This is a genomic window from Planococcus sp. MSAK28401 (assembly GCF_018283455.1).
Taxonomy (GTDB): domain Bacteria; phylum Bacillota; class Bacilli; order Bacillales_A; family Planococcaceae; genus Planococcus; species Planococcus alpniumensis.
Genome location: NZ_JAAMTH010000001.1, coordinates 2620131 through 2632135, shown reverse-complemented (window position 1 = coordinate 2632135; position 12005 = coordinate 2620131). Strand labels below are relative to the sequence as shown.

Genomic DNA, 12005 nt, shown 5'->3' with positions numbered 1-12005 from the left:
TAGACTGAACGGGAATTAAATAAAAAGGAGAGGAATACATGGAAACCCAACCAAAGTTAGTTAACTGGGGTTTGGCTACGATGTTTTTAATAGGACCGCTTTTATCTTGGTTTCTTGGAAGAATCTACGGAATGATTGTTTCAAGTGGATTCGCTGCAGCTTACGTAACAATAATATCGTTTTTGGTTTTTTTCGTAATAGGAATTTATATCGTCGTCAAAGGGTTTAAAGAATCAAAGAAAATATAAAACAAAATTTTTAACAACGTTTTCTCGAATGTAACTTATTTTGAATTAAGTTACATTCAGTTTGTTGTTTATAAAGGAAAAAGAGCTCCATATAAAAGGGCAGTTCTTTTGTTAATTTGCTTGAAATCGATTAGCTATTTATCTATTTTTCTAATATGGTACAATTTGGATATACGTCTATGTTGTTAGGAGTTTTACAATGAGAGATAAAGTGTGGAAAGTTGCAGCGGGTGCTTTTTTAATCACATTTATCCTATTCTTTTGGCTAGGAGATCGAATAATAAATACCACTGATGTTAATGGAATGAGTTCACCAGCACTATTGAGCGATTCCGACTATTTTTTAAAAACAGTTGGTTATTCTTTAGTTATCACTGCGGTTATTGTATTAGTATTGTATTTAATTAACTGGATTCAAAAGAAAAATAAACAACAAACTTCTTAAATTTCTTTAAGTAAATTCCGTATTCCGAGCACTTATCGTCGATACATTAATGACGATAGGTGCTTCTTTCATTCTTAAGCGGGAAATGAATGTAAGTTAACAGCAGTTAAGTTACATTCAAAACCTTATGTAGAAAAGGAGATTTCCTGGAAATTCATCAAATATATACTTACTACTTTCACGATATCGTAATAATAAAAAATACTCGCAAAATGGTACCAATTTTGCGAGTGCTTTTTATTACAACTATGAATTCATATGATATCCAATTGCCATAAGTATAAAAAAGCTAAAGAACATGATGATATTTCCAATCATTAGCAAATAGTTTCTGCCCAAAGCAGCAAATACGGTACCGATAATTCCTAATACGAAAGTTGCCAGCCAAAAAGTGCTAGCAATTTTAAAAACAACATTTGGGATCCAGACTATGACGGCAACTACTAAGCAAAGTGATGATAAGATCTGGTAATTTTTCTTATTCAATTTAGCACCTCTTTTTTTGTCTACGGTCGCTCTCAAGTAAGTATATCATTCATTTACCAGTAAAATACCATTTATTCTATTAAGATGTGAATGGGACTTAATACTAAGTAAGTTACATTCAGAACTCGCATTTTAATGGCCTCATTAGAGAACCCAACGAAACCAATATTGTTGGAAAAATTGACACGTTCAAAATACTAATCGATAAAATTTTAAAGATGAAGTTTCAAAAGAATATGAGATTACCTATCAAGATTCGTCAGAAACCACAGGTGATCTGTGAATAGCAAAATAGAAATATAAAGAAGTGCCGAGTAGGTCGGTGCTTCTTTTTCATTTGTCTATACAAGTAATCATTACAAGAAAATTTTCAAAAAATGCATTTCAAAAACTTTCCTTTTTTGTGTTAACTTTTTAAAGGCTGAAAGGTCTTATAGATGAAGGGAGGGGACTAGTTGAATTCGCAGGAAGAATTGTATCAGGCATTAAACGAAAAGACAGACATCATTTTTAAATACTTGATAAAAATTGGAGCGAGTACAGGGGATGCTGAAGATATTGTTCAGGAAGCCTTGTATAAATTGTTGCTCTACATTGATTCGATTGATTCCACTAAAGCATACAGTTGGCTCTTCAAGGTAGCTATCAATCATTATTATGATTTGTGCCGGAAACAAAAAAAGGAAATACATACTTCTTTTGAAAACCTTGAGTTTGTGGACGAATCCTTTTTGCCCGAAGATTTTGTCCGGCAGGGCGAGATGAGACAAGAAATTGAATTCGTTCTGAATCAACTCCCTCCCCTCCATAAGCAGCTACTGCTATTAAAGTATGAGATGGAATTAAGTTACGCTGACATCGCGGCCCTCTTGAATTTGAATAACGGAACTTTAAAGACCTATTTATTCCGAGCCAGAAAGGCTTTCAAAGAATTATATGAAAAGGAGCTTGATCGGCATGACCGAGAACAAAAAAGATAAAGAGTTAAATCAGCTTTTCGACTCAACTTCATCGAATGATTCATTCACTAAGATTATTGGCAAGGCGCGAAGAAAAACGCTTCTTCGCACAGCGGCTATTTCTTCTATCGTTCTGGTTTTATTCATAATTGTTTTGGGGATTAGCTGGCTTTCACTTATGAGATGGCAGGAGGGAAAAGCCATGCGGGATATAGAAATGTTTAGTCAAATAACGGATCCCAATGTCGAGGAGATGGGGATGCAGCATGAAGGGAATGGGCTTTTTGAGGGCATCATCCGATTTGAACGGTACAAGGTGATCGAAGGAATTCCAGTAGATTGGAGCGAGGATGTCATGTCCTACAGTTTATTTGGCGGTGTCAGCCGATTTGCAGGGGACCACTCTCCAATTCAAGTTGAAAAAGATGGTCAACTGAAGGCATATGATCGTGATACCAAACAGCGAATGCTCAATTTCTATCATCCCGAGGTGGAATACAGCAATTTGGCAGATGGATTAAGTGAACTGGAACGTTATCCAGAACAAACCGTAGCCGAAGTTGCCTTGTCTTTCGACAAAGGCTATGCACCGTCGGAGGTTAATGAAAGCATGCCAGAAGGCGTAACTTTGAAATGGTATTGGGTAGATACTTATTCTTCGGAAGACCTGAACTGGCTGAACCATCATCCAAGTATCGTAGAGGAAAAGAATAGTGTAAGCCTACCTGAACTCGGCGATCAGGTGTATGGGTTTGAGAACATCGAACTAAAACTTGAAGAGGAGGAAGTTGAGGAAAGCCAACTAAAGAGTGAAGAATTGTTCATTGAAAAGATTCAAATGGGTCTAGGGTTTGAAAGTGGAAAATATTATGGCGAATACAAACGTATTCATGATTTGTTGAAAGGGGAGGCCCCCCGTTTAACGGCAGACCATGTTCAAGTAATCGGGGCAGTGGTAACAGGAGATATTAAAAGTCTACAGTCTTTGCAAGACCTGGAATTCGTTCGCACGTCTGCTTTAGGAGTTACTGTGGATCCTTATCAGTAAGCTTCTATTTAATCCTTCAGGAAGGGTAGGTGCAGCTTGAAATGAGAACGAGTATACAAACAAGCGGCACGCTGGATATTGAAGAGAAGCTACTGGCAAGGAGGAATAGGTTCGAACTTTTAAAACTGTTGAGCGAATTAGAAATGTTAGATCGGGATATTTTAGTTATGAAGTTGATTCAAGGGTACTCGCACGAAGAAATCGCTGTGCACTTGGGGTTGTTCAAATACTCAGTGGAAAATCGGATCGTTTCTACTTTAAAGAGATGGGACGTCACGTAAGAGAAGGTAACGATAGAGAGAAGACTTTTATAGAAGTCTTTTCCCTTTTCCAGCCGATTTGGAAAGTGAGAAGCTGTTTTTGCTTTTATCTTTAAGGAATATAAGTATGGGAATTCATTTGTACTATTGTGGGCAGTGGTCATTCCATTTGTTTCTACTCTATTTTGGTATACACCGTAAACCGATAAACTAGATTCTAAAGAGTATAGTAACGAATACTCGCTTATAATCTGCTGGTTTTTAATGATCTATAGAAGTTCATAAAACTAAAATTGAGAAGGTGCTGGCGATGAGCACCTTCTTTTTTGCATTCTTGTAAATATATCTTTATGAAAGGTTTCTACTCTTGCATAACAAAAGCTTGCAGGGTGGAAATTTCTACCTCTTTCATTGAAACTTTCTGGAAGAAAAGCCGTATAAATTAGGAGGAAGAGGTGCTGAAATGGAAAGTCCTTTTATATTAATGGGGTTATTTGTCGTCTGTCTCATTACTTATCAACTTTTAACGCGAAATCGGCGGAAACTTAAGAAAATCCGGCAAGAGTGGGAAACTGAAACATATATTGCGATAAAAGAAGATGTTCAATCCGTGTCATCCTATTGGAGAAACAATAAAGAGCGTTCAGAATTTTCTGCAGGGGTCGATCAAATCACCTGGGACGACTTAGGGATGGATCAGGTGTTTAATAAGATGAATTACACCCAAACCAGTGTGGGCTCAGAATATTTATTCAACCAATTACGGGACATTGATCCGAAGCTTGATGGCCTTCAGTCCAAAGAAGAACTTTATACCATGATGGCGAAGGAAGACGGATTGAGAGAAAAAGTCCTTCTTATTTTATCCAGTCTTGGAAAACGCAATTATGCGGACACTTCCTCCTACTTTTACAATTTCAGCGACCATAAAATCAAGTTCGCATACATGTATATGCTTCTTGCATGTTTGCCCATTTTCTCATTGCTGTTGATGTTCTTTAGTTTAAAGGTAGGAATCGCCAGTTTGGCAAGCTCGCTAGTTATAAACGCTGTGATCTATTACCGCAATAAAAAGATGCTGGAAAATGATTTGCATTCTATTACATACGTAGCTGCCATTGTGAATACAGGCAGGAGTTTGACTTCCATTCGTCATCCACGATTTTCGGTGTTTGGCGATATTTTAAAAAAAGAAGGGAAAGGTCTGAAAAAAGTTTCTTTCTTTGGCAAGGTCTTATCCATTGGAACAAATACCGGTGACGATTTTGATGTTTTCTTTGAATACTTCCGGATTGTTTTTTTACTCGACTTTATTTCCTACAATCAAATCGTGAAAGCAATCGTCACGCATCAGAAAGCCTATCAGCAATTATGGGAATCGATTGGCGAATTGGATGCTGCGATTGCGATCGCTTTTTATCGAAAATCACTTTCATTTTATACCTTGCCTCAGTTTGTCGACGAAGAAGAGTTGTCATTTAAAGACATGGCCCACCCACTTTTAGATAAGCCAGTAACGAATTCCTCTACATTGGGCAAGACTGTATTGATTACTGGATCTAATGCTTCCGGAAAATCGACTTATATCAAAGCGGTCGCCATCAATGCAATTTTAGCCCAAACGATCCATACGGTATTGGCTAAAAATTGGATGATGAAACCGAGTTATATCGTGACTTCGATGGCAATCCAAGACAACGTACTGGATGGAGACAGTTATTTTATTGCAGAAATAAAGTCACTGAAACGAATTATCCAGTTGTGCAAGGCAAAGAAACCTGTTATTTCTTTCGTTGATGAGATTCTAAAAGGGACCAATACGATTGAGAGGATTTCCGCATCAGCAGCTATCATGGAGTGGCTGTCGGTCAATAAAGGCATGAACATTATTGCTTCGCACGATATTGAATTGACGGAAATTGCGGGGAATGTGTATACCAATTACCATTTCCGGGAGTCGATCGAGAACGGTGAAGTGCTGTTCGATTATAAAATTCATGAAGGCCCTTCCGAAACAAGGAACGCCATTAAACTATTGGAAATTCTGGATTATCCGGAAAGTGTAACAGACCAAGCGAACCAACTGGCTGAACATTTCACAGACATTCGTGAATGGAAAGAGTTGAATGCAGTCTAGCCGGTTTTGAATCTCCTTCATTAACTTTAAGTGGATCTTGGAAAATCAGTTTATATATAACATCTTTTGTCAGCTAAACAAAAAGAAAGAGAAGTTATTCTTAGCAACTTCTCTTTCTTTTTCCTGTATACGACTAGTACTTCTATGAATAAGTATTCAGCTTCATTTAGCCTTTATCGCTTTTAAAATATGGTAACCATCAGAATAACGCCCAGCATAAGGTTTTAACCAATTTGGATAAGTTATTGGGAGAATCGTAAAAATAAACATAGAAAGGTTGGCATAAAAAACGCCTGTGAAAAAATTGGTAATACTAAAATTCGTTAGACTAGTTGTAACTAAATGAGAGATGCCAGCTAATAATAAAGAAACAATAGGGCCGCCTGCAGAATACATTATATTACTGAACCGTGAAAAATCACTTTCATTTTTCACAAAACAAAACCCAGAATTAGCCCATATAATATGAAAATGGATTCTTCCAATTCGAAAGTTCTCATTATTTTTATCGTTTGCTGGTCCGAGATATACATGTGCTTCCTGTTTTGTGAATAGGATTACTCCTAAAGCATGGCCAATTTCATGTAATAATACAGATAAAGGTATTCCTAATAAAAATATAAGTAAAAATGAAAGCATTCTAATTCACCTCTGGAATTACTTACGGCATAAATCGTTTATAGTTTCAAAAAAATGCTAGTTTATATATGCCGACTTATCGGTAGGGTACTTTCACAAATGTTTGAAAGTATCCATGGAACAATAAGATAAGACTTTTTAGATTCGTAGAATAAGCATATTCGTTATTTTGCCGACGGAATGAGGACATAAAAATGAATGGAAAATACAGCAAGTATTCACTATTTTTAGTGATCATAGGAATCTTTATAGCATATATGATTTTTCCACCTCTCAATATAACTTTTGGGAAGTGGTCGATGATTGCCATACCTATTGGTTTCGCTATTTATATCACAGGTGTAATACTTGGATTAATTGCTTTCATTAAAAAAGAAAAAGGGATCATTAAATATATTTCATTACTATCTATTTCATTGGGCATTTTGTATGTTTTTTTCCTAATTTTTATATTTAGTGGAGAAATGTAAGTATTATCGATGAAAGTATTAAAAAGAGCATTAAGGACTTCCAACTGCTTGGAAGTCCTTTTGTCGATGGTGAAATTTTCAAGATAAAGTGAATACTGCTACTTTGTAAAAATATAAACGTCTATTATTGTACAAAAGGGGGACGAGATATATGAAAAAAAGGTCGGTGTTTATAATTGTTGGAATTCTAATCACAGCAATAGTTATATTTAAACCATTTCGTTTAGAACCGCCGACTCCAAAAATTTCAATAGGAGAGAGAGAAATTCCTACAACACAAGGATCATATTGCTGGGATGCTATTTTACTTGCTCACTGTGTAGATACCATTCATACTTCTCCAATCGACATGACAGAATCACATACCCCATCTATCGTATCTAAAAATGTGGAAATTGAAATTGAATTTCCGATAGCTTATCAACCTAAAAATCTGAGATTAGAGCAATGGTTTGGTGAAAACAATTCAAAAATTATTGAAATAAATAACGAAAGAATTAAAGCGCCTGATGAAAGTGGCATATATGTATATCATGTAATAGCTGACTGGAATCGAGGAGATGGAAATTATGCTTTTTTGATAGAGGTAGAATAATTAGCCAAGCTTGAATATTTATAGATTCGGGAACTAGAAAATGAAGAGAATACTAGTGAGTCGGTAAGTCATTAGAGAGGAGCTAGTAAATGGGTATTCAAACTTATGAGGGAAAACGGTCTGTAAGAAGTCGGATCCTCGAGAAATACTTAGTTTTGCGAGGCACAAAGAAAGGGTTTTCCAGTGTCGCCAACACGACAAAGTTCGTTCAGCAAAGAGGAACTGAAAATATCAAACCGTATGTGATTGAAAATATGAGCTTTTCCAATTCATTGAAAGAAGAGATGTATGAAGACATACAGGTGTTCACCTTAAACGACCAGAATTCCCCGAAACAAAAGGCGATATTGTATTTGCACGGGGGCGCGTGGACGAACCAGCCTTTATCTTTCCACTGGAAGCTCATGGATATGATGGCACAGTCATTGGATGCAAAGATTATCGCGCCTATTTATCCTAAAGTGCCTCATTTTAATTACAAGCATACATATCCGAAACTGTTGAGCATGTACAAAGAGATGCTTCGGACGGTTGAGAGTGCCAGGCAATTAATTATCATGGGGGATTCAGCCGGTGGGAATATCGCGCTTGGGCTGGCACAGCTGTTAAAGATAGATGATTTGCCTCAACCGAAGGATATCATTTTGCTGTCCCCAGCCGTCGATCTAACCCTCGATAATCCTCTTATCCCCCAATACGAAAAAAAGGATCCAATGTTATCGGTCGGGGGAATGGACGTGATCACTAATATTTGGTCTGATGATAAAAGCTTAAAGGATCCCTTGATTAGTCCGATTTATGGGGATTTATCTGGACTTGGCAAGATTACTCAATTTATCGGTACACATGAACTCATCTATCCGGATGCAATGAAGTTGGACGAAAAATTAACAGAGCAAGGAATTGAAATCCAAACCTATGTATATCCTAAGATGAATCATGTGTTTGTGGTGATGCCGGTTCCGGAAGCTGAAGATGCCCAACAGAAAATAATCAGTATAATTCGCAATTAACAACATATATTGCCGCTTCTAAAATCGGTCATGTCTAGGCTCTCTTAAAAGTGTGGAAAATCATATGTTTTTAATTGGAAAAGATGTATAATTCAGATAATGACGAAACTCTAAAATTCGAGGGGGAATTGAGATAAAAAATACGGTGAACACGATCTACCTTATGGTAAGCATACTCGTTTCTTTGCTAATGATATTCCTAGACCCTATTGCAATTGCATCTTCAGAAGATATAGCCGGTTTGCTGATCTATCTCATTTTATTTGGAGCAGCCATTACTTTGATTTTTTCGATACTTTTTATTCTCAACAAAATTAAGCGCAATCTTATTTCTATGTGTGCTTTCGTGATTACTGTAATTAACACAGTAGTTATTGCCTTGGTATTAATTTTTGGTTCTCTCTTAACTTAAATATCTGGAGAGATTGTTAAAGAAAAGAGTGTTAAGCGATTCTGCATATCACTAATAAGAAGTGGGGGATTTATATCTGGCATCCAATTATATGGGGGATTCTCGCGCTGTCTCTGGCGAGTGGAGCTATAACGTTTTATACGAAAAGAGATGGGCAAGTATTTTGGTCCCTGTTCGTTGTGATGCTAACAAATCTTATTTTGGGATTGTTTTTTCAAATCTCTGTGAATACTTTTATCGGTCTCATACTTTTTGTTGTGGTAATAGCTATGATGGGATTAAGTATTTTACGCTCTCGACGAAGCAGCATTTGAATTGATTCGCTTTGCTAGTTTCTAAGCAGGATAAACAAAATAGGTTTTAAAAACTAGTTTATATTTCATCTGTTCGTGAAAGTAGCTAATCCTGAAGTTAAACAAAAAAAGAGACCCTATACAATATAGGATCTCTTTTTTAGCTATTATTAAGCTTTTGTAACGTTTGTAGCTTGTAGGCCACGTTGTCCTTCTTCGATATCAAATGTTACAGTTTGACCTTCGTCTAAAGATTTGAAACCGTCGCTTTGGATAGCTGAGAAATGTACGAATACGTCATCTCCTGCTTCACGCTCGATAAAACCAAAACCTTTTTCTGCATTAAACCACTTAACTGTACCTTGTTCCATAGTTGTTGCCTCCTGGTGTGGATCTCCACACAATTTGTTACTATCCTTGCTCAAATACCTTAGACGAAAAACAAAATTTATTCTCAATCTGAAACCGAACAAAAATAACTCTTCTTAAAAGTAACAGATATGTGATAAAAAAGATAGCAATAGCATTTGTTGTTATTTTTTAGGAATGATAGTGATACTTGCCTTGTCAGCGAAATCGACCTTCAAAAGGGCGGTTTTGTGCGGGATAGACGCCATAGACAGAGGAAATGGAGGGGAATAGATGTTCATTCAAAAGAAGAGCCTAACCGTTGTTTCATTTATAGCTGTGTTGTTCCTTTCCGCCTGTAATAGTTCAGTCAATGATGAGATGGGAGTGGACGAAAATGGCCTCCCTTCCTTTACTGAAACGGAAAGAGTTGAAGGCGCTAATAAGAGCTTAATTGCAGTCAAACTGATGACAGAAGGTTCAGGGGAAGAAGCAGCAAAGAAATCAATTGCAGATTCTTTTGCTTTGCTGCAAGAGGAATACAGGGCAGTGTCCGTTGAATTGGAAGATGCAGATCAGGAAGACTGGTATGGAATGTATCTACGGGATCATACAGCTATTCAAAATATAAAAAATTCAACGACAGAGTTAACGAGGGAAGAAAAAGCTGTCATGAATTATTATGAAGGGTTGGAAAATAAGGAATTCCCAATCATCGAGTTTTCGGCAAATCCGATTTTACAATAATAGTACTGCTGATTATAGATATAATAAGAGTCTACATAACTTAAAAAATTGCGGGGCGAAATAAAGAAGGTCTTACAGAATTACTTTTTAGAAAACGAAAGCTTGCAAGAATAGGCGCCAAAAAGACCTTAGAACTCTACTTCTATCATGAAGTAGGGTTTTCGTATGGACAAAAATAATTCATTACAATTCGATATTTCACTTTCGTTTGGATAGTTTTTAGATTTGGCAAACGAATTAATAGGTAAGGCCTTTGGAAGGAGTTATTAGATTGAATGAAAATCACACATGAAAACCTTGTGCAGGAACTAAAACGAAAAAATGAAGATGCTTTACAATTTGTGATTGATCAATACGGTGGATTAATTAAAAGCATCGTCACACATCATTTGTATCGATTCAGCCATGTTCATGATGAATGTATAGATGACATTCTATTAGCCGTTTGGGATCATATTGATTCTTTTAATGAAAAAACCAACTCTTTGAAGAATTGGTTAGCTGCTATTTCCAAGTATAAAGCGATTGATTATAAGAGAAGGTACATAAAGTTGGCTGAAAAACAGCAGCCTGGAGATTACGAATTGGAGACAAACCAAGTGGATGAGAGGCAGCTGGTTATGAAAACGGAATTGAGTTTGGAAACAGAAGCACTATTAGAACAGCTGACACCAGAAGATCGACAGCTATTTATTGATTATTATATCGACGGAAAAGATACCACTAGTCTTGCAAACGAACTAAGCGTGAAAAAATCGGTAATCCATAACAGGTTATCCCGAGGGAGAAGAAAATTAAAAGGGTTGAAACGAATTTTCGGAAACCAATAACGCGGAATTGAGGTGTTGAAATGAAAGACGTTTATCAAATACTGAATGAAGTTGACGTGGATACGATGGAATACGACATTCCAGAATTGACTAGCTTCGAAAAAAAGAGAATGAAAAAGCGTATAAAAAAGAAGATACAACAGCGAACAACAAAAATCCGTTCAAAATTATGGGCTATTTCAGCCGCAGCGTTAATCATACTTTCATTGGGCATTGGAGTGCAGCCCACTGCACTGGCGAAAATGCCGATTCTTGGTCCTTTATTGGAACATTATTTGGGTATGGAAGACGGCCAAACATTGGAAAGTTACAAGACGATTCTCGGACAATCAATAGAAAATGAACAGGGCACTATCACCTTAAATGAAGTAATCATCGATGAGGGACGTTTATTGATCAATAGCACTTTTGAGACGACTTCCGAAAACATTAAGTTAGAGAACGTCAATCCATTCCCGACCATATTAATCAATGGGGAAGAGGTTTCTGGGAATGGTGGTGGCGATGTGCAGCAATTGGGAGATTCCACTTATTCCTTATTCAGCTCTATGGATGTCCAAGCGCTGGATATGGGCAAACCACTGGATATCAAAATTATTTATGAGGGGATAGTTCCAAGTATGTGGGCCAAAGAGGAATGGACTTTTGAATTCAGGGCCTCAGGCGAAGCGTTGCTTGCAGTAAGCAAGACTATCTCCATCAACCAACAATTTTCATTGGAAAATGGACAGCGCATCTTAGTGGAAGAATTAGTTTTGTCACCTGTCTCCAGCACCTTGAAATACCATTTATACAGCAATAATGACTTGGACTATGAGTTTGATGTCCGAATGTTAGTCGAAGACGGGACGGGCAAGGTCTATGAACCACAAGAAGAGCGTACTTTAGGAAAGGATGCCTATTTCCGATTTGAAGCGTTGGCAGAAGATGTCTCCACGTTGAAGGTAACGCCTTTCGTCATTTCTGGAAAAGAAGGGAAAGAAAAAACTGACTATCATGAGGTGCTGGACACGGAAGCCTTTGAGGTAGAGATTAAGTGATGTTAGATAGCATGTAAAGCGGAGGAACACTAAAC

At 37.0% G+C, this 12005-nt stretch carries 15 protein-coding genes; 12 read left to right on the top strand and 3 right to left on the bottom strand.

Annotated elements, in window-relative coordinates; genetic code table 11:
- Positions 1–38: 38 nt before the first annotated feature.
- A complete protein-coding gene (locus G3255_RS13395) occupies positions 39–248 on the top strand; it encodes a hypothetical protein (RefSeq protein WP_211654928.1) in 210 nt (69 codons plus the stop codon).
- A 199-nt stretch (positions 249–447) separates the two neighbouring features.
- The gene (locus G3255_RS13390) at positions 448–693 is read left to right on the top strand and encodes a hypothetical protein (RefSeq protein ID WP_211654927.1); all 246 of its coding nucleotides are present in this window, start codon (positions 448–450) and stop codon (positions 691–693) included.
- Between the two features lie 246 nt (positions 694–939).
- Here the strand turns inward: G3255_RS13390 and G3255_RS13385 are convergent, their stop codons facing one another.
- The gene (locus G3255_RS13385) at positions 940–1179 is read right to left on the bottom strand and encodes a hypothetical protein (RefSeq protein WP_211654926.1); all 240 of its coding nucleotides are present in this window, start codon (positions 1177–1179) and stop codon (positions 940–942) included.
- 455 nt (positions 1180–1634) lie between these two features.
- On the opposite strand from G3255_RS13385, the gene G3255_RS13380 reads away from it, so the two are divergent.
- From G3255_RS13380 to G3255_RS13365, 4 genes are all read left to right on the top strand, one after another.
- Positions 1635–2159 carry an RNA polymerase sigma factor gene (locus G3255_RS13380; protein WP_211654925.1) on the top strand — a complete coding sequence of 175 codons (525 nt, stop codon included), beginning with the start codon at positions 1635–1637 and terminating at the stop codon, positions 2157–2159.
- Positions 2137–3186 (top strand): anti sigma factor C-terminal domain-containing protein, encoded by a 1050-nt coding sequence (locus G3255_RS13375; RefSeq protein ID WP_211654924.1) that lies wholly within the window; start codon positions 2137–2139, stop codon positions 3184–3186. The genes G3255_RS13380 and G3255_RS13375 overlap by 23 nt, the downstream gene beginning before the upstream one ends.
- A 41-nt stretch (positions 3187–3227) precedes the next feature.
- Positions 3228–3467 carry a sigma factor-like helix-turn-helix DNA-binding protein gene (locus G3255_RS20415; RefSeq protein WP_442757093.1) on the top strand — a complete coding sequence of 80 codons (240 nt, stop codon included), beginning with the start codon at positions 3228–3230 and terminating at the stop codon, positions 3465–3467.
- A 691-nt stretch (positions 3468–4158) separates the two neighbouring features.
- A complete protein-coding gene (locus tag G3255_RS13365; RefSeq protein ID WP_211654922.1) occupies positions 4159–5583 on the top strand; it encodes a MutS-related protein in 1425 nt (474 codons plus the stop codon).
- Between the two features lie 162 nt (positions 5584–5745).
- On the opposite strand, the gene G3255_RS13360 is transcribed toward G3255_RS13365, so the two are convergent.
- Positions 5746–6222 (bottom strand): zinc metalloprotease, encoded by a 477-nt coding sequence (locus G3255_RS13360; protein WP_211654921.1) that lies wholly within the window; start codon positions 6220–6222, stop codon positions 5746–5748.
- A gap of 194 nt (positions 6223–6416) precedes the next feature.
- On the opposite strand from G3255_RS13360, the gene G3255_RS13355 reads away from it, so the two are divergent.
- The 3 genes from G3255_RS13355 to G3255_RS13345 all read left to right on the top strand — a co-directional run bounded on the left by G3255_RS13355 (position 6417) and on the right by G3255_RS13345 (position 8300).
- The gene (locus G3255_RS13355; RefSeq protein ID WP_211654920.1) at positions 6417–6692 is read left to right on the top strand and encodes a hypothetical protein; all 276 of its coding nucleotides are present in this window, start codon (positions 6417–6419) and stop codon (positions 6690–6692) included.
- A 151-nt stretch (positions 6693–6843) separates the two neighbouring features.
- Positions 6844–7287, top strand: a complete 444-nt coding sequence (locus tag G3255_RS13350) for a hypothetical protein (RefSeq protein WP_211654919.1) — start codon at positions 6844–6846, stop codon at positions 7285–7287.
- A gap of 89 nt (positions 7288–7376) precedes the next feature.
- A complete protein-coding gene (locus tag G3255_RS13345; RefSeq protein WP_211654918.1) occupies positions 7377–8300 on the top strand; it encodes an alpha/beta hydrolase fold domain-containing protein in 924 nt (307 codons plus the stop codon).
- 875 nt (positions 8301–9175) lie between these two features.
- Here the strand turns inward: G3255_RS13345 and G3255_RS13340 are convergent.
- Complete coding sequence (locus G3255_RS13340; RefSeq protein WP_058383049.1) at positions 9176–9376, bottom strand: cold-shock protein; 201 nt, start codon at positions 9374–9376, stop codon at positions 9176–9178.
- A 271-nt stretch (positions 9377–9647) separates the two neighbouring features.
- Here G3255_RS13340 and G3255_RS13335 point away from each other — a divergent pair, with 271 nt between their 5' ends.
- The 3 genes from G3255_RS13335 (at position 9648) to G3255_RS13325 (ending at position 11970) form a co-directional block, all read left to right on the top strand.
- Positions 9648–10100 carry a hypothetical protein gene (locus G3255_RS13335; RefSeq protein ID WP_211654917.1) on the top strand — a complete coding sequence of 151 codons (453 nt, stop codon included), beginning with the start codon at positions 9648–9650 and terminating at the stop codon, positions 10098–10100.
- 275 nt (positions 10101–10375) lie between these two features.
- Positions 10376–10930 carry a sigma-70 family RNA polymerase sigma factor gene (locus G3255_RS13330; protein ID WP_211654916.1) on the top strand — a complete coding sequence of 185 codons (555 nt, stop codon included), beginning with the start codon at positions 10376–10378 and terminating at the stop codon, positions 10928–10930.
- A gap of 20 nt (positions 10931–10950) precedes the next feature.
- Positions 10951–11970, top strand: coding sequence for a DUF4179 domain-containing protein (locus G3255_RS13325; RefSeq protein ID WP_211654915.1), 1020 nt, complete (start codon positions 10951–10953; stop codon positions 11968–11970).
- Positions 11971–12005 lie beyond the last annotated feature (35 nt).